At 59.5% G+C, this 18,721-nt stretch carries 14 protein-coding genes; 10 read left to right on the forward strand and 4 right to left on the reverse strand.

What is annotated here, in order from left to right:
• Nucleotides 1-3 precede the first annotated feature (3 nt).
• The 4 genes from LCW13_RS09470 to LCW13_RS09485 all read left to right on the forward strand — a co-directional run bounded on the left by LCW13_RS09470 (nucleotide 4) and on the right by LCW13_RS09485 (nucleotide 5,540).
• Nucleotides 4-807: an aldolase/citrate lyase family protein gene (locus tag LCW13_RS09470; protein ID WP_153635877.1), complete on the forward strand. Its 804-nt coding sequence runs from the start codon at nucleotides 4-6 to the stop codon at nucleotides 805-807.
• A gap of 122 nt (nucleotides 808-929) precedes the next feature.
• Nucleotides 930-2,663, forward strand: a complete 1,734-nt coding sequence (locus LCW13_RS09475; protein WP_153635878.1) for a thiamine pyrophosphate-binding protein — start codon at nucleotides 930-932, stop codon at nucleotides 2,661-2,663.
• 1 nt (nucleotide 2,664) lies between these two features.
• A complete protein-coding gene (locus tag LCW13_RS09480) occupies nucleotides 2,665-4,017 on the forward strand; it encodes a Zn-dependent hydrolase (protein WP_153635879.1) in 1,353 nt (450 codons plus the stop codon).
• On the forward strand, nucleotides 4,014-5,540 hold the full coding sequence (locus LCW13_RS09485; RefSeq protein ID WP_225346709.1) for an aldehyde dehydrogenase: 1,527 nt from the start codon (nucleotides 4,014-4,016) through the stop codon (nucleotides 5,538-5,540). The genes LCW13_RS09480 and LCW13_RS09485 overlap by 4 nt, the downstream gene beginning before the upstream one ends.
• A 137-nt stretch (nucleotides 5,541-5,677) precedes the next feature.
• On the opposite strand, the gene LCW13_RS09490 is transcribed toward LCW13_RS09485, so the two are convergent.
• Complete coding sequence (locus LCW13_RS09490; protein WP_153635881.1) at nucleotides 5,678-6,697, reverse strand: LysR family transcriptional regulator; 1,020 nt, start codon at nucleotides 6,695-6,697, stop codon at nucleotides 5,678-5,680.
• Nucleotides 6,698-6,883: 186 nt separating this feature from the next.
• Between LCW13_RS09490 and LCW13_RS09495 the strand changes: the two genes are divergently transcribed.
• The 5 genes from LCW13_RS09495 to LCW13_RS09515 all read left to right on the forward strand — a co-directional run bounded on the left by LCW13_RS09495 (nucleotide 6,884) and on the right by LCW13_RS09515 (nucleotide 12,397).
• Complete coding sequence (locus LCW13_RS09495) at nucleotides 6,884-8,311, forward strand: sodium:solute symporter family protein (protein ID WP_153635882.1); 1,428 nt, start codon at nucleotides 6,884-6,886, stop codon at nucleotides 8,309-8,311.
• A gap of 562 nt (nucleotides 8,312-8,873) precedes the next feature.
• Nucleotides 8,874-9,863, forward strand: coding sequence for a TRAP transporter substrate-binding protein DctP (gene dctP / locus LCW13_RS09500; RefSeq protein ID WP_172978676.1), 990 nt, complete (start codon nucleotides 8,874-8,876; stop codon nucleotides 9,861-9,863).
• Between the two features lie 10 nt (nucleotides 9,864-9,873).
• Nucleotides 9,874-10,398 (forward strand): TRAP transporter small permease, encoded by a 525-nt coding sequence (locus LCW13_RS09505; protein WP_153635884.1) that lies wholly within the window; start codon nucleotides 9,874-9,876, stop codon nucleotides 10,396-10,398.
• Between the two features lie 3 nt (nucleotides 10,399-10,401).
• The gene (locus tag LCW13_RS09510; protein ID WP_153635885.1) at nucleotides 10,402-11,706 is read left to right on the forward strand and encodes a TRAP transporter large permease; all 1,305 of its coding nucleotides are present in this window, start codon (nucleotides 10,402-10,404) and stop codon (nucleotides 11,704-11,706) included.
• 22 nt (nucleotides 11,707-11,728) lie between these two features.
• Nucleotides 11,729-12,397 carry an RraA family protein gene (locus LCW13_RS09515; protein WP_153635886.1) on the forward strand — a complete coding sequence of 223 codons (669 nt, stop codon included), beginning with the start codon at nucleotides 11,729-11,731 and terminating at the stop codon, nucleotides 12,395-12,397.
• A gap of 159 nt (nucleotides 12,398-12,556) precedes the next feature.
• Here the strand turns inward: LCW13_RS09515 and LCW13_RS09520 are convergent, their stop codons facing one another.
• The gene (locus LCW13_RS09520; protein ID WP_153635887.1) at nucleotides 12,557-13,060 is read right to left on the reverse strand and encodes an OsmC family protein; all 504 of its coding nucleotides are present in this window, start codon (nucleotides 13,058-13,060) and stop codon (nucleotides 12,557-12,559) included.
• 157 nt (nucleotides 13,061-13,217) lie between these two features.
• Here LCW13_RS09520 and LCW13_RS09525 point away from each other — a divergent pair, with 157 nt between their 5' ends.
• Nucleotides 13,218-14,309, forward strand: coding sequence for a hypothetical protein (locus LCW13_RS09525; RefSeq protein ID WP_153635888.1), 1,092 nt, complete (start codon nucleotides 13,218-13,220; stop codon nucleotides 14,307-14,309).
• A gap of 151 nt (nucleotides 14,310-14,460) precedes the next feature.
• Here LCW13_RS09525 and LCW13_RS09530 read toward each other — a convergent pair whose 3' ends face one another.
• Nucleotides 14,461-16,797, reverse strand: a complete 2,337-nt coding sequence (locus LCW13_RS09530; protein ID WP_225346710.1) for a sigma factor-like helix-turn-helix DNA-binding protein — start codon at nucleotides 16,795-16,797, stop codon at nucleotides 14,461-14,463.
• Between the two features lie 137 nt (nucleotides 16,798-16,934).
• Nucleotides 16,935-18,587, reverse strand: coding sequence for a sigma-54 interaction domain-containing protein (locus tag LCW13_RS09535; protein WP_225348138.1), 1,653 nt, complete (start codon nucleotides 18,585-18,587; stop codon nucleotides 16,935-16,937).
• Nucleotides 18,588-18,721 lie beyond the last annotated feature (134 nt).

The following is an 18,721-nucleotide window of genomic DNA, read 5'->3' on the forward strand; positions in this document are numbered from 1 at the left end:
GTGATGACCACCGCCATGGACCACAAGCTTCCCCAGCGCTGGCTGTTCGTGCCGGGTGACGACGACGCCCGTCTGCAGGCCGCCCTCACCAGCGGCGCCGATGCCATCGTGGTCGATCTCGAAGAGTTCACCCCGGCCGCCGGACGCAAGCTTGCCATCAGTCGCTTCGCCGACTTCGCCAGACGCGCCCGTGCCCTGAAGGTGTGGCCGGCCGTGCGCCTCAACCTGCTGGAGCACGGCGGTCGCGAAGAGCTGGCAGAGCTGATCAGCACCACCCTGGGCGATCCCACCGGGACTCCCGCCGCCATCTTCCTGCCCGCCGTCGGGCAACGCGCCCAGCTGGCCGCGCTGGATGACGCCCTCGCCGAGCAGGAAGCCCTGCATGACCTGCCACGGGGCAGCCTGAAGAGCGTCGCGACGCTGGAAAGCCAGGCCGGACTGCTGGCCGCCGAGGAACTGCTCGCCGCGGGCGATGACACGCCACGCCTGCTGGGAGCGCTGATCGGTACCGGGGATCTGGCCACGGATCTGGGCCTGATGCCCGACCAGCCCGCCGCCACCATCACCGAGACGCTCAAGCCGTGGCGTCAGCGGCTGGCGAGAGCCTGCAAGACCCATCGCCGGCTGGCCATCGATGGCCCGTGGCGCTGGAAGCACGGGCTGGGTACCGACCAGCACTGGGCCAATCAGCAGGGGCTGCAGGCGCGTTGCGTCATCTACCCCGAACAGCTCGAGGCGCTTTACGACCTCATGCCCGCTCGCGGCGCTGACCCGATGCCCGTCGACAGCACCGCGCCTCAGACCTGAGCCGCTGCCCTGCTGAGCGCCGCACCGAATTCATTACCGCGTCAAAACTACCGACGTCTCAACACCGATTTCTCAACATCCGAATTCTCAACATTCGAATTCTCAACAACGAGAGCACTCCCATGACTCAGGCCGCGAACACTTCCTCCGCTTCCACTCTGCCGCTGCGCAATGGCGGGCAGATTCTCGTCGATCAGATCCGTCTGCACGGTACCAAGCGTGTCTTCTTGGTGCCGGGCGAAAGCTACCTGCCGTGCATCGATGCACTCAATGAGCACAAGGGCTCCATCGAGCCCATCGTCTGCCGCCAGGAAAGTGGCGCAGGCTACATGGCCGAAGCCTACGGCAAGCTGACCAACGAGCCGGGCGTGTGCTTCGTCACCCGTGGCCCGGGCGCCACCAACGCCTCCATCGCCGTGCACACCGCCTATCAGGATTCCACGCCGATGATCCTGTTCATCGGTCAGGTCGGGGGCGACTTCATCGAGCGCGAAGCCTTCCAGGAAATCGATTACCGCCGCATGTTCGGCGAGATGACCAAGTGGGTCGCGCAGATCGACGACACCTCGCGCATTCCGGAATACATCGCGCGTGCCTATCAGGTGGCACGCAGCGGCCGTCCGGGCCCGGTGGTGCTGGCACTGCCCGAAGACACCCTGTGGGGCGAAGCCCAGGTCGCGGACGTCAAGCCGCACCCGCGTCTGGCCACCTACCCGGGTCAGCCGCAGCTCGATGAGCTCAAGCGCCTGCTCGCGACTGCCGAGCGCCCCTTCCTGCTGGTCGGTGGCAGCGGCTGGACCCGCGATGCCCAGGTCGCGCTGGAAGGCTTCGCCGAGCGCTTCGATATCCCCACCGGTGTCGCCTGGCGCCGTCTGGAGTGCGTCGATGCCGAACTGCCGCAATTCGCCGGTCACGTCGGCATGGGCATGCATGATGCGCTGCGTCAGCAGCTGGTCGAGAGTGACCTGGTGATCGCCGTCGGCACCCGTATCGGCGAAGCCACCAGCGAAGGCTACAGCTGGATCCAGTCGCCGGTGCCGACCCAGAAGCTGGTGCACATCTACGCAGACCCGGAAGAGCTGGGCCGCGTCTATCAGCCGACGCTGGCCATCAATACCGACGTCAACGGCTTTGCACTGGCGCTCTCCACCCTGTCCCCGGATAGCGCGCCGCGCTGGTCCGGCATTACCCGCGAGGCGCGCGCCGCCTATCTAGCCACGCTGGAAGAGCAGCCGTCGCCGGGCCCGCTGAGCCTGGACAAGGTCAGTCTGACCGTCGACCGCATTCTCGATGGCAAGGGCTGCATCAGCGTCGGCGCCGGCAACTACGCGCTCTACGCCCACCGCTATGTGCGCTTCCGTGGCCTGGGCAGCTCGCTGGCCCCGACCGTCGGTTCCATGGGTTACGGCCTGCCCGCCGCCATTTCCAGCAAGCTGGAGTTCCCGGAACGCCCCGCTGTCTGCTACGCCGGTGATGGCTGCTTCCAGATGAACCTGCAGGAACTTGGTGTGGCGCTGCAGTACCGCCTCGGCGTCGTGGTGCTGGTGTTCAACAACGGCATGTGGGGCACCATCCGCGCCCACCAGGAAAATGACTTCCCGGGCCGCGAGATCGCGCTGACCTTCACCAACCCGGACTTCGCCGCCCTGGTCACCGCCTACGGCGGCCTGGGTCAGGTGGTGGAGAAGGACGAGGACTTCGAGGAAAGCTTCACGCGCGCGCTGGAATTTGCCGACCGCGAGCGTCTGCCGGCCCTGATCGAGCTGCGCTATGACCCGGACGGCATCGCCCCGGGCAAGCTGCTCAGCGGCATCCGTGAAGACGCCCTGACACGCAACGACAAGGGAGGTATCTGACATGAGCACATCCACAACTCAAGCGACTCAAGACGTGCTGGACTCCCTCGCCCTGCGCGTCGATGGCAAGCGCCTGTGGGACGCGCTGATGACATTGGCCGAGATCGGCGCGACGCCCAAGGGCGGCAACTGCCGCCTGGCACTCACCGAAGAAGACCGCGCCGGCCGCGAGCTGGTCACCGGCTGGCTCGAGGCCGCAGGCCTCACGCTGCGCGTCGACGAGATCGGCAACATCTTCGCCCGTCGCCCGGGCCGCAATGACAGCCTGCCGCCGGTCGCCACCGGCAGCCACATCGACACCCAGCCCACCGGCGGCAAGTTCGACGGCTGCTTCGGCGTGCTGGCTGGCCTGGAAGTCATGCGCGTGCTGGATGAGCACGGCATCGAGACCGAAGCCCCGCTGGAAGTGGTGATCTGGACCAACGAGGAAGGCAGCCGCTTCGTGCCGGTGATGATGGGGTCCGGGGTGCATGCGGGCCTGATTCCGCTCGAGAAGGCACTGGCCGCCACCGACCGCGACGGCGACAGCGTTGCCGCGTCACTGGCGCGCACCGGCTATGCCGGCGACGTGCCGGTGGGCAGCCACGATTTCGGCGCCTATTTCGAGGCGCATATCGAGCAGGGCCCGGTGCTGGAGCAGGAAGAGATCACCATCGGTGCCGTCACCGGCTCGCTGGGTCTGCACTGGTTCGACGTGGTGGTCAGCGGTCAGGAAGCCCACGCCGGCCCGACACCGATGCCCTACCGCCGCGATGCGCTCAAGACCGCCTGCGCGCTGGTCAGCGACATCCTGACGCTGGCCGATGCCTATCAGCCCAACGGTCGCGTCACCTGTGGCGAATTCAATGTGCATCCCAACTCGCGCAACGTGATTCCGGGCCAGGTGCGCTTCAGCGTCGACCTGCGCCACCTGGAGCCGGCGGTGCTCGCCGAGATGCACGACCAGCTCAAGGCGCTGTGCCTCAAGCATCACACCGCCAACCAGAGCGACAGGCAGCGGGTCGATGTCGAACTGATCGAGGTCCAGCACATTCCACCGACGCCCTTCGCGCCGGAACTGGTCGAGATGGTGCGCAGCGCCAGCCAGGAGCTGGAACTCAGCTTCCGCGACATGGAAACCGGCGCCGGTCACGACGCCGTGCAGATCGCCGGTATCAATCCGGTGGCGATGATCTTCGTACCCTGCGAAGACGGCATCAGCCACAACGAGAGCGAGAACGCCGAGCCTGCCGATCTCGAAGCCGGTGCCAACGTGCTGCTGCTGGCGATGCTCAAGCGTGCCGGTGTCGTCAGCACCAGCTCTGGCAATGACGAAGCCAATGCGCCCCACAACACCGTGGAGAACGCCCAATGAGCGCAACCACTGCAACCTCCGTTCCGCTGACGCATGCCGACTGGCAGCTGCGCGCCGCCGCGCTGACCTTCGAGACGCGTGCCTTCATCGACGGTGCTTATGTGGAAAGCACCGGCTGCGACACCTTCCCGGCGTATAACCCGGCCACCGGTGAAGTGCTGGCGCATGTCACCGCCTGCACCGAGCAGGACATCGACCGCGCCGTGATGGCCGCGCGTCGCGCCTTCGACTCCGGTGTCTGGTCACGTCAGTCCCCCCAGGCCCGCAAGGCCGTGCTGCAGCGCTTTTCCCAGCTGATCAGCGACAATGCCGAAGAACTGGCCCTGCTGCAGACGCTGGAAATGGGCAAGCCGATCGGCGACAGCCTGGGCTTCGATCTGGCGGAAACCGCGCGCTCGGTGGCCTGGTACGCCGAGGCCATCGACAAGCATTACGACGAGATCGCGCCTACCGGCGAGAACGTGCACGCCACCATTACCCGTGAAGCGCTGGGCGTGGTCGCGGCGGTGGTGCCGTGGAACTTCCCGCTGATGATCGCCTCCTGGAAGTTCGCGCCGGCGCTGGCGCTGGGCAACAGCGTGGTGCTCAAGCCGGCCGAAGCCTCAAGCCTGAGTGCGCTGCGTCTGGCGGCGCTGGCCGATGAAGCCGGCATTCCGGCGGGCGTGTTCAACGTCACGCCAGGCCTGGGCGCGGTAGCGGGTCAGGCGCTTGGCCTGCACATGGAAGTCGATGCGCTGGCCTTCACCGGCTCCACCGCGACCGGCAAGCGCTTCATGCGCTACGCCAGCTACTCCAACCTCAAGCGTGTGTGGCTGGAGTGTGGCGGCAAGTCGCCGCATATCGTGTTCGCCGATTGCCCGGACCTGGACCAGGCCGCTCGCGCCGCCGCCGATGCCATCTTCATCAATCAGGGCGAAGTCTGCATCGCCGGTTCACGCCTGTACGTCGATGAGGCCATCTTCGATGACTTCATGCCGCGCCTGATCGCCTGCGCCCGTGCCATGCCGGCCGGTGACCCGCTCGACCCGGCCACGCGCATGGGCGCACTGGTCAGTGCGGACCACCACGAGAAGGTGCTCGGCTTCGTCGAGACGGCGCTATCGGAAGGCATGACGCTGCACCAGGGCGGCCGTGCCATCGCCCCCGGCGACGCCACCTCCGGCGGCTGGTATCTGGAGCCGACCATCGTGGAAGGCGGCCAGAACAGCACCGTGATGCGCGAGGAAATCTTCGGCCCGGTGCTGGGCGTGACCCGCTTCAGCGGCGAGGAAGAGGCCATCGAACTGGCCAATGATTCCATCTATGGCCTGGGCGCTGGGCTGTGGACGCGGGATCTGGCACGTGCCCATCGTGTCTCGCGGCGTTTGAAGGCGGGGCTGGTGTGGGTCAACTGCTACGCCGATGGCGATATCAGCGTGCCCTTCGGTGGCGTCAAGCAGTCCGGATTCGGGCGTGACAAGTCACTGCACGCGCTGGACAAGTACTCCGACCTGAAGACCACCTGGATCAATCTGGCCTATTGAGCCGTCGGTCGGCCCTCGAGGGTCGCCCCCGAAGCGCCGCTGCCACCCGGACTGTCTGGTGACAGCGGCGCGGGCCATTCAGAACGCGCTGCAGGACGGGCTCCAGCACAACGTCTTGAACTTGTCTCAAAGGTGACTCAAGTGGCGGGCGTATCACCACCCGGCGCACCGTCACTGGCCAGCACGGCATTCGTGTCCGGCAGTTGCATTTCGAGACCACGATGCAAGCGTTCTTCCAGCGGCACCTTGGCCAGCGCGTTGTGCAGGAAGTCGACAAAGGTGGATTCGGCGGCACTGAAACGCGCTTCACGATGCCACATCAGGTGCAGATCGATATCGGCCACGCCCCCATAGGGTGGCAAGGGCCAGAGCTGCCCTTCGTCGATCTCGCGCCGCACGGTGTGTTCCGGCATGCAGCCGATTCCCCAGCCGGCCAGCACCATGCGGCGGATTTCCTGCAGGCTGCTGGATTGACCGATCACCGGGCCCTGCAAGCCCTCGCGGGCGCGGAACATCGCCAGCGGTGACAGCACGCCATCGAGCTGCTCACTGCCAAAGGAGACATAACGCTCATTGCGCAGCGCCTCCAGCGGCAGATTCTGCTGACCGAACAACGGATGCATGCGACCACAGAAATAGCGGTAGCTCTGGCGCGCCAGCACCTGAGACATCAGCTGCTCGGGCGTCTGCTGGGCCAGACAGATACCCAAGGCCCCCTGGCGCTGCAGCAGACCCTGCTGCACCTCGTGACTGGACATTTCCTGGATCGAGAAAGTGACCTGGGGGAAACAGCGATGAAAGCGCGCGAACACGCTATCAAGGAATCGGCATTCGATGCCGGTGATGAACAGGAGCGAGACATGCCCGGAAATCTCCGTATGACTGTTGCCCACCTCAGAGGCGAGACGCGCCACGTTGGCGTAGATCTCCACCGCCTCGCGATAGACCACCTGCCCCGCCCCCGTCACGCGAAAGCTGTGACTGTCCCGTTCGATCAGACGCTGCCCCAGGCGCTCTTCCAGGCGCTTGAGTGACAGACTCACCGCTGGCTGTGACAGGTAGAGACGCGCCGCGGCCCGACTGACACTTTCCTCCTGGACGATGACGATGAATGTTCTCAGCAGGTTCCAGTCCAGCGTGTCATGTATGGGTCGCATGGTGATTGTTCCTGTCCCGAAAGTGGCGCGACCGGCAAGAGCGCAATGAAACGCACTCTCGCCGACACCCAGATAGCAATAAAGTCAGCACCGCGTCACCGACGTCTGCCCTCGAGTGATATATTCCCTCTCACTCAAGACAGCAATGACGATCAATACAAAATCAATAAAGCGGAAAACACGACGATGTTCGATACCAGAGAAACCTTCATTCTCTCGATCATGATCATAGCATGTGGCGTATTTCTGATGGGGCTTTCGCTCTATTTCTTCCGCCACATCAAGACCTATGATGATTACAATGTCGCAGGCCGTTCCACCTCGACCTTCCCGCTGATCTGTACACTGATCGGTACCGCCGTCGGCGGTTCTACCCTGCTGGGCTTCGTCTCCAAGGGTTACACCTTCGGCATGGGCCAGCTGTGGCTGCCGGTGGGCATGACCTTCGCGGGCATCGCGCTGTACTTCTTCATCGGCAGGATCCACGCCGAAGGCGAGCGCCTCAACATGGTGACACTGGCCGACTTCCTGGTCAGTCGCTTTGGCGAAGGCGTCAGGGTGCCGACCCTGCTCAGTATCCTGTGTGCCTACGCGGCCATCACCGGCATGCAGTTCGTGGCCGTGGCCACGGTGCTCAAGCTGGTGTTCGGCCTGGCACTGCCGGTGGGCATCCTGCTGACCTGGGCACTGCTGACCGCCAAGACATGGCTGGGCGGCCTGATGGCGGTCATCTGGTCAGATGCCATCCTGGGCACCCTGCAGACCCTGGGCATCTTCTTCCTGCTGGTCACCGTCTACTACGCCAGCGGCAGCTGGGAGTCCATCAGCGCGGCACCCATGCCCGAAGGCAACCCTGACTTCCTGAGCCTGACCGGCATTTCGGGTCATGAACTGGCAGTCTACATGCTGACCATCGGCGCCTATCAGTTCGTGCGCCAGGACCTGTGGCAGCGCTTCTGGGCCGCACGCAGCCTCAAGGCGGCACGCACCGGCTACGCCGTCGCCATCGTCTTCACGCTGCTGGTCGGCGCTGCCGTGGTCCTGATCGGCGCCTTTGCGAAACTGGGCCTGGATATCGCGGTGGCCAATTCGGACCTGTCCTTCTACGCCATCATCAAAGCGACACTCCCGCTGCCATTGATGGTCAGCATGGTCGTGGTGCTGCTGGCGACCATCATCTCATGCGCCGATTCGTTCTTCATCGCCGGCGCGTCCTCGATTGCCAACGACATCATCAAGCCGCGCATGAAGGGCCGCGATGATGCCTTCATGCTGCGCATGAGCCGCCACTCGGTGGTCTCCATGTCCTTGATTTCACTGGGCCTGGCACTCTATGCACCGCGTCTGCTCGATATCTGGATTCTCGGCAGCGCAATGCTGGTCTGCGGTGTGCTGGTGCCGACGGTGGTCGCACTGTGCCGTCGCACGCCAGACCCGCGTGGCGGGGTGATCATGATGTGGGGCGGGCTGGCCACCGCCGTGCTCTGGCAGGTGCTGGGCCATCCCTTCGGCCTGCACCCGGTGATGATCGGCCTGCCGGTCTCGCTGGCGCTGATGCCGCTGGCGCTGCGCAAGCCGAGCCTGACTCTCTCGACCGAGTCCGCGGCGCGCTGACTGGCCATGCTGACTCACTAACCTGCCTGGCCAGGATAACGGTTGCACTCAGTGCGTGTCAGACAGTGATGTAATACCCGAGAGCCCCCGTTGCCGAGACTCACAAGAGGTCATCGGCAACGGGGGCTTTCCTGTGTTCAGCTTCATTCACTCGATGATTTATGCCCGCCATTCTACTGACTATCTTCTTGACCAGCTTGCTGAGCGAGCAGATGGCTTCAGGAAGATTTTCGCGATCGACTGCCCACCATCCTTGCGACGACTTGCCTGCCTTTTCTGCCATCAATCGGCCTATTCCCCATCACAATCCCCGCATGTTGTCATGGCACAATACACACATATTTTCTTACATAAATCTGGCAAATACTGCGTATTGAAATTTGAAAGCCCAAAAGGCTGATGATTCGTTGACCGCGAAGGGAGGGCCTCATAGATTGAAGGCGTACCATCACAACAAGAAGCAGGGACAGGTACCGCATGCATCTCCCGGACGCAGCATCATGGTCACGAGAAGTCCCGCATGCACTGCCCCGCTCACAATAACGATAACGTGGATACTGTCATGAAAACCCTCAAGCCCGCTCTTCTGCTCCCGCTGCTCGCACTCCTCCCGGCCACCCAGTCCATGGCCACCGAATTGCGCATGCTGTCCAGTTACGACCAGACCACTGCCTACTCCCGCGAGATTGCCCAACGCTTCATCAAGGAAGTCGAAGCCAACAAGGCCGCCGACCTCACCATCAAGCTGACCGGCCCGGATGTGGTGCCGCCCTTCGAGCAGCTGCAGCCTGTCGCGGCCGGTGTCTTCCAGCTGCTGTATACCCATGCTGCTTACCACACCAACACCACCGGCGTCGGCGCCGCGATGGATGGCGTGGCGGTGAATCCGGAACAGACACGTGAATCCGGCCTGTGGGACATGGTCGATGAGCACTACAACGGCCTGGGCCTCAAGCTGATCGCGATTCCGCCGCTGGGCAGCCACGGCTTCCAGTACGTGCTGAAGGAGCCGATCACCGGGACGCCGGGCCTGGATGGCCGCCGTCTGCGCGGCAGCCCCACCTACACCAACGTCACCAAGGGCCTGGGCGGTACGCCGGTGCTGATGTCCAGTGGCGATGTCTATTCCGCCATGGACCGTGGCGTGATCGACGGCGCGGCCTGGGGCCTGAATGGCGTCAAGGACATGGGCTGGCAGGAAGTCGCCGGCTACTACTCCAAGCCGACCTTCGGTCAGACCTACAACTTCGTGCTGATGAATCTCAACGCCTTCAACTCCCTGTCGCCGGAACAGCAGCAAGTGCTGCTCGACGAAGGCCGCGAGCTGGAGACCGAGATCATCCCGATCCTGGATGAACTGGCCATCGAAGAGTGGAAGGCGCTGGACGAAGCCGGCATGCAGGCCACCGAATTCGCGCCGGAAGACGCCGAGCGTCTGGATGCCCTCGTTACGGACGGCATCTGGCAGCTGGGCATCGACAAGACCCCGGACACGGTGACCGCCATGCGTGAACTGGCGATCGAGAAGAACCTGACCACCGTCAGCGAGTAAGGAATCCACCATGCTAACCCTGCTTGCACGTGTGCATGACGGCGTGACGCGAGCAGGCTTCCTTCTGGGCGGTGTCACCTTGTGTGGCATCGTCCTGTGCTTCTGGCTGGAAGTCATCGCGCGCTACTTCTTCAACTCGCCCACCCTGTGGTCCGGCGCGATGGTGGCTTATCTGCTATGCCTCTCGATTTCGCTGGCGACGCCGGAACTGGCACGCACCCATGGCCATATCGCCATCACCGTATTGCCGGAGCGCCTCGGCCCTACCGCGCGCGCTTTCTATGATCGTCTCCTCGCCCTGGTGACCGGCGCCGTCTGCGCCGTGGCCGGTTGGATCTGCGTGCAGGAAAGCCTGCGTCAGTTCCAGTATCACACCACCACCGCCATGGGCCTCGATATTCCCAAGGTCTGGGTCTCCAGCTTCATCGCCTACGCGATGATCAGCGCCGCCCTGTACTTCCTGCGCCACGCCTTTAGCCGCTCGACTAGCCGCGCGACGCCTTCGGCGACCGCCGACACCAGAAAAGGACCCTGAGTCATGGAATGGTATACCTCTCTGGGCCTGGCCATCGCCTTGCTGATGGGCCTGTTCGCCCTCGGCATTCCCGTCTTCGCCGCCTTCTTGACCATCAACGTGCTCGGCACGCTGTGGTTGATGGGCACTGCCGGTTTCGGCATGTTCGCCAACAGTGTCTACGACAGCATGACCTCGGAGACACTGACCACCATCGCGCTGTTCGTGCTGATGGGGGAGCTGCTGTTCCGCTCCGGCTCCATCGATGTGATCTTCGACTCGCTGGATGCCCTGATGGGCCGCATGAAGGGGCGCCTCTATTTCTTCGTCGTCGCCCTCTCGACGCTGTTCGGTGCCCTGTCCGGCTCGGCGCTGGCCGTGACCGCCATGCTCAGCCGCTCGGCGCTGCCGACCATGCAGGAGCGCGGCTATGACGACAGGCTGTCCATCGGCCTGATCCTGGGTGGCGCGAGTCTCGCACCAATCATCCCGCCAAGCCTCTTGGTGATCATCATCGGCTCGATGGTCGATGTCTCCATCGCACGCCTTTTGATCGCGGGCATCCTGCCCGGCATTCTGCTGGCCGCGCTGTTCATCCTCTATGTGAAGGTGCGCATCACGATGGACCCCCGCCGCGCGCCGCCCGTCGATGAAAGCGGGGGAGGCACGGCCCGGGAAAAGCGCCGTGCCGTGATCAACATGCTGCCGTTCACCATCATCATCTTCGCCGTGCTGGGCCTGATTCTGCTCGGCATCGCCACGCCGTCCGAATCCGCCGCCACCGGCGTGCTGGGCTCGCTGGTGGTCGCGGCTTACTATCGCAAGTTCTCGTTCAAGATGGCCGGCGAGGCGGTGATGTCGTCGCTCAAGGTCAGCACCATGATCATCCTGATCCTGGCGTGTTCGAAGCTGTTCTCGCAGCTGTTGAGCTTCACCGGCGCCACCAGCGGTCTGGTGAGCAGCGTGACCGGGCTGGATCTCGATCCGGTGTGGATGCTGCTTATCCTGATGCTGATTCCGCTGATCGCCTGCATGTTCATCGACCAGATCGCCTTCATGATGGTGGTGATTCCCATCTACGCGCCGCTGGTCAAGCTGTATGGCTTTGATCCGGTATGGTTCTGGACGCTGTTTTTGATCAACATCTCGGTGGGCAGTCTGACCCCGCCCTTCGGCTACAACCTGTTCGCGGTGAAAGGCGCCGCCCCCGCGACGCCAATGCAGACCATCTACGCCGCCGCCTGGCCGATCGTCATCTGCTTCCTGTTCGCGATGCTGATGCTCTACTGGGCCCCGTGGCTGACGACCTTCCTGCCCAGCCTGATCTGACCGACCACGACGAGAGACTTTCATGTACCAACTCAATGACATGCCAGCGCAGGTCGCGCCTGAACGGCTGGAACAGCTCAAGCAGTGCGAGACGGCCACCATCGGCCACTTCCACACCCGGGGCTTCGTCGATCCGGCGATTGCCAGCATGCTGCCCGAGGTGCGCATCGCCGGTACCGCCATCACTGTCTCGCTGCCGCCGGAAGATGGCACCCTGCTCAACCATCTGATGCGTCTGGTGCGCCCGGGCGATGTGCTGATCGTGCATCGACAGGGCGATCGCCACCGCGCCTGCTGGGGCGGCGTGATGACCACGGTCGCCTCGCGCCTCGGCGTGGCCGGTGTGGTGATCGACGGCATGGCCACCGATGCGCTGACCATTCGCGACAAGCAGTTCCCGGTCTGGAGTCGCGGCGTCGCGTCACTGACCACGCGCTTCGCCGGAATCGGCGGCGCACTCAACGTGCCGGTCAGCATCGGCGGCGTGGTCGTCAATCCGGGCGATGCCATCCTTGCCGATGAAAGTGGCGTCATCGTCATGGCGCCCGAGGAAGTCTCGGCCATCGCCAGCCACGCCATCGAGGTGCAAGAAGCCGAAGACGTGCTGCTGGCGAAGATTGCCGACGGCGCCTGCCTGCCAGACCTCACTGGTTCCAGCAAACTGATCGAGGAAGTGAACGCACGGTGTTGATCCCCTCGCTTGATGCCCTTGCGAGACGCTGTTTCTTTAGAGAGATGCTGAAAGCAAAAAAGGCCACCAGATCGCTCTGGTGGCCTTTTGGGTTCTGACACGGTCTGTAAGACACGGTCAGTCCGACACGGTTGTAGGACACGGGCTGAGGGCTGCCCATCACTGATGGGTGATCACCGCCTCGCAGCTGACCGGAAAATTCAGTGAATTGGCGATGAAGCACAGCGCATGCGCCCGGTGGTGCAGCTCATGGGCGAGCGCGATATCGTCACCGGCGGCCAGCGTGATCTCGGGGCGCAGCACGATGGAGGTGAAACGTCCCGCCTCGCCCTCGTTCTCTGCCTGACTATTGCCAACAGCGGGCGTGCCTTCCTGCATCGTGCCCTCGGCGTGGTCGTGATAGCTCATGACACGAATGCCGGCCTCGGCACACAGGTGCAGATACCAGAGCTTGTGGCAGGCCGAGACGGAGGCCACCAGCATGTCTTCGGGGTTCCAGCGGGAAGCGTCGCCCCGAAAAGCGGGGTCGGCGGAGCCTTCCAGGCTCGGCTTGCCACTGACACGGGCCACGAAATCACGCTCATAGGCGGTGTAATGGCGGGTGCCATCACCGCGATTGCCGGTCCACTCAAGTTCAACCGAATACTGGTGTCGTCTGGACATCGTTGTCTGCTGCTCTCTGAAGGGAAACCGCGTGCGCGGCATGACGCGCAGTCTGATACTTCTGCCTGATTAGGCATCTGAACATCATCAGCACGCGAGAAGTCATCGTAGGCGGATGATAGGATTGAATCGATCGCACTCTGACAGGATGTCACGCATGGCGTTTGCCGTAACACGCTCCCTTGGGGCAATTCCCGGGCTGGCCGCCGCCGCCCTGACGCTCGGACTGGGCCTGAGCTTGTGCCTCATCACCCCCGGCGCCTCGGCACGCGCCGAAGCCGCACAGTTTCGCCCCACGCCCAAGGTCATCAATACGCTGAGCAGTACCTACGGCTTCGTCATCGCCCAGGACATCACCCTGTCACGCATCGCCGAGGAGTATCCCGGCCTCGCGCCGGATGCAGAGCTTGCCTCCGCCTATTTCGACAATGCCTTCCCGAACATCACCCATCGCCTGGCGGACAACCTCGCCACCTTGATGGGGCGGGAGCACGCACGCGAAGTGCTGGATGGCATCCGCCGTCAGATAAAGACGCAACTGGATTCGCAACTGACCACCGACAAGCTGACCAGCGACTTCGCGGCCCGCTTCATCGAGGCCATTCATCTGCGCGCCCAGGGGGAATACCTGCCCTCGCCGTTCAAGGAATTTCTGCTGGCGACCAAGTATCAGATCGAGCCGGTGTACGAGCTGTACGACGGCTATTTCCAGCAGTTCCACACCAAGGGCCATCCCAAGTCACTGGGCATCAGTCTTGCGCTGCACCTGCCCGCCTCGTGGTCTGCCGCCGAGGGACGCCTGCCGCATATCGTGCAGAAATGGCAGAGTCAGGCGGGTACCGGCACCGACATGATCATCCTCGAAATCTATGACCTGCATGGCGAGACTGTCAGCGACGCGCAGCTCAAGGTGATGGCCGCCACGGACCAACTGGCGCAATGGGCGCCCATCAACAGCCAGATGCTCGACTCCGGCCTGACCCGAGTGGATCACCGTCAGGTCTACTGGTTCGATATCGCCATGACACAGCGACACCAGGGCATGCCCATCACCTCGCAGACCCGCGAATACGGTCTCTTCCTCGACGACAAGCTGATCCGCCTGCACTGCACCAGCTACCACCCCACCGCCGACGGCACCACCTACGCCAAAGCCAAGACAGACCTCGCCGTCGATGACGGCTTCAGCGAGATCAAGCCGTTGTGTGAGGGGGTAATGGGGAGTTTGGTGGTGATGGAAGGAAGCTGAATTTATAAGCCTTTATAAAAAAGCACAATATAAACAACTATAACAATCATACAGAGACGTATGGATTATCATTAAACAGCACTCCCACCAACAGCCAACCTACAAATCAAGTATGCACGCCCAAAAATTTAATAAAGATTAAACAATAAACTTAAACCACATTTTCACTTTGTTTTTTTAGTTCAAAAAAACAAATATACTTTACAAAAAGTTCCGCCAGATAATGCGCCCTATCAAATAACTTTTTCTTTTCATGTATATCTAAAACCTCACCATGAGCTCGGTTATTCCTCTCCTCGCGCAATGTATTGAGGTGATAACCTTTGGTCACCACCCTTAATTTTACTGCGCAAGTTATCATACTAACCAGATTATTAAGCTCCTTTGAACTGACTTGGGAGGGATCCTTTTCTCTTCTTATATTCAAATAATCCCTCAAAGAGTTTTCAAATATCAAGCCTAGCTCGCCTAGTGCAATGTCAACGTTAGAGATTGTTAAATGACCGAGTGGCCTAGCTAACTTATTCTTAACTTCATCATTTGCTCCATATTGCGAAGGGTCTATTTTAATACTTATATCAGGCTCGTAGTGTTTATATACGGCGTAATGCTTCCCATTATCAGAGTATTGCTCTATGGAATCCATCTTTTCTAAATACTGATAAAATGTTGGCCTAAGGCAACTCACATTCGATATAACCATGTGATACAAATCACCTTTTAGTATTGGCTCATTAGGCCTTGCATAAAGAATAGATTTAACTTCATTTTGAACGAGATCTTTTAACAAAACCTTTTTAGTTTCTACATTTTTTATTAACTCATCAAGTAAACTTAGGTCTGGGCAAAACACCTCCTTACCACGGCCAGACTCTCGATCTCTAAGCTCAATAGCTTCTAACGATCTTAACTTTTGGCGTGCACTCACTTCGGAGCAACCTAAAGACTTAGCCACAATAGAGATGAGTGTAGCAAAAGGCTGAGGATTTTCTATTTGCAGCCCCTCCTTTACTGCTAGTGCAAAATCATGACTAGAAATTGATTTTAGCCGCTTAACTTTTGGTGATGGCTTAATGCGCCAAGAATTTAGAGCAAATAACCTACGACCTACCCTAGCAAACTTAGAGTCATCATTTAAATAAGTAACCACGGATTTTTCAGAAGCATAAGGGCGTATTTCTTTCAACTCACTAAGAATATCTGCATATTCCATTGGCTTGCCAGTACGATGGAGGATTCTTTCTAATGCCTGAACTATTGTTATATTTTCAATATCTGAACTGGATGATAGACCCCAAAAGCCACTTTTACCTACAGGTATGAATCTATCATCGGCTGTTAGCTGATTAGTCACATTGGTTTCGGATACTGGTGCGTACGCTTTATCATTTGTGCTACTAAGTAAATTAATTTCTCTACATAGCTTGGAATAATGCATAGGCTGCTTGACTGAATCCAACACTCTAAAAGCCTTATCAGCAGCGCTTCTCAAATAAGAAATTTTAACTCTTACAATATCGCTTACTTTTTCAAATTCTAGCACCGATTGCAATGCAACTTCTAAGCTATCATTCTCGATAGATTTGTTGACTCTTTTCTTAGAAAACTTTTTCGCTAATATTATTACATCAAACGTAGATAACCCCTCAGTATAATCAAACACGGAATTGAGTGCCATAAACATCAACTCAATCTCTTCCTTAGAATAATTATCTTGTGAGCACCAAGAGTCTTTGATAGTGCCTCTGAACCCCGGCACTGCTGTAGGTACTTTACGGTAACCTAAAACCTCCAATAACAAAGACAGATATGAAACATCCAAACTTGAGCCAAAATTTCGACTCAATGTAGATTTCACAACCTCTTCAGATATTATTGGAGAGTACTCTGAAATCTCACTCTCGAACGCATTGAAGTTATCAACAAGCTTTTCGCAAATTTTCCATTTCTTGGGCTGGATCTCGCCTTTCAAAATTCCCTTTAGCTCTTTTATACCTTTAGCCTCAACTTGACGAATTCTTTCCCTAGTGACATCGTAAAAAGTACCAATCTCCTCTAAAGTGTATTGTTTAGAATCCATCAAACCAAATCTCTTAACCAAGATGTCAAGCATCCTATTGTCACTATTTTTTATTCCTTTTTCTGAATAAAGAGTAACAAGAGCAGGAAAGCATTCAACTATATTACCATCACTGGCAGCAAAAAATGTCTCTCTAGGATCATTCAAACTTTTAACTAGCTCTAGCGAAAGACTATTAATCTTCTCTACAAATTCTTTAGAAGCAAGAGCTGATTCATTGACTGTCTTAGGGCCTACTCCTGACTCACTTGCCAATTCATACAGAATAAAACGAATTGCATCATAAGAATTTTCAATATTTTTAGACAAGACCAAGTTTAATGCACGCTTAGGTAGTCCAATTACACGAGGCTGAACCAAATATGCCTTATCACGATTTAATTCCAATTCATTTATTAAAGCTTCCATGCCCCACCCCCTTAACACAAATAGCCACTATAAACTATAGCAGAACAATAACATCAAATATATATTTCGCAATTGCAATACTTATCCAACAAGCTATACATAGCCAGCAAGTTTAATATACATTATTTTTACCAGCCTTATCTGTTCATCTTCTTGATTTTTCTCACCACCGACGGCTGACTGATCCCTGCCCTCTTGGCTATCGCATAGGTACTGGGCAGCTCCGCCGCCATCTCGTGTAACCATTGTGCTTCGATACGTGCCAGGCCTTCCTTGAGGGTTTCGTTAGGGCCAAGTTTGGGGACTGGCATAGCTACCGCCCCCTCAGCGGCAGGCGCTGAGAGGGATTTGTCACTATGTAAGGTATCGGCAGTGGGAAAACTATCATTAACGCCTATTTCATTGGATTTTTCATTACTGAAGCCAAATGAATTGCCTAGTCCATTAGCGTTATTCGTGGAACAAGTGTTGAGCAGTGTTTTTACTGAGTCGCTGTCGATGACATCACTGGGGGCGCTGAGCCAGGCGCGTTCCAGCCAGTTTTCCAGTTCGCGGATATTGCCGAGCCAGTCCTGGCGCATGAGGATGGGCCATAACGAGGCGTCGAGGAGTTTGCGGCGACCATGACGTTGATTGAGGCGAGAGAGGTGTTGCTCGATCAGGGCGGGAATGTCTTCGCGGCGTTCGCGTAGCGGTGGCAGGCTGACGGGGAGCACATTGATGCGGTAGTAGAGGTCGAGGCGGAACTGTCCCTGCTCCACGCGGGCGGCGAGGTCTTGATTGGTGGCGACGACCAGCCGAAAGTCGGCGCGGCGGGTGGTGGTGTCGCCCAGGCGGGTGATTATTCCGTCCTGAATCACCTTGAGCAGCTTGGTCTGGGTGGCCAGCGGCAGCTCACCGATTTCATCGAGGAACAGGGTGCCGCCTTCGGCCTGCTCCATCAGGCCCGCCTTGCCACGGTTACCCGCGCCGGTGAAGGCACCGGCCTGATAACCGAACATCTCGGACTCGAACAGGCTTTCGGGAATGGCGCCGCAGTTCACCTCGATGAAGGGGCCGTCGGCGCGTTGGCTCCAGCGATGCAGTTGATGGGCGAAGGCCGTCTTGCCGACCCCGGATTCGCCCAGCATCAATACCGTGGCGTTGGTGGGCGCGACCCGCTTGAGCAGCAGCGCTATCTCCCGCATCACGGGGCTTCTGACCTGCAGCTCGCCCAATTCCAGCGCGGCGTCTTCGCATTCCGCCTGCTCGCGCGCGGCCTGCTCGCACAGAGCACGCCCCTGCTGCGCGTCATGGGTGGTCTGCTCAGCAACTGAGCGCGCACTCCCCACCGTCCCCCAGTCACTCTCGTCCGCACTCGCCCCGCCCAGCTCACTGCTCCGCGAGTTGCGGCACAGGTGATCCGTGAAACGCTGCTGGAGCACAGCATATTCCTGCTGCAACAGCTGGATATCGGTGAGGTCCATCGAGCGGCTGACCACGCACTCAAGCTTGCCCGCGACGAATACCGGATGCGCCTGCGCCACCACTCGCCGCCCGGTGGCGGTGAGCTGCATCATCTGCAGCGCGCGCCCCGTACGCAGCACCTCCAGGCTGATCGATGGCTTGAGCACGCCACTGGCTTCCAGGTCATGCACGTTGGCGGCACACAGCTCCTCGCGGGTCATGCCATAGACCGCCGCGGCGCCGGGGCTGACATCCAGCACCTGGCCATCGGCATTGACCACGAAGTAGTGATCGTGAGCGGTGTCGATGATGGTCTTGAGAATCTGACGGTCGAGCTCTGACATGGCGGGTACCTCATGGTCGAGCCTGTGAATCGGGCGGGGCTTTCTGTGCTTCTTTTCGCAGGTCTTTCTCGCAGCTCTTTCTAACAGCTCTTTCCAGCAGGTCTTTCTCGCACTGCGCTGAAGACAGTCTCGAT

Origin of the sequence: Cobetia amphilecti (assembly GCF_020217465.1) — a bacterium.
GTDB lineage: Bacteria > Pseudomonadota > Gammaproteobacteria > Pseudomonadales > Halomonadaceae > Cobetia > Cobetia amphilecti.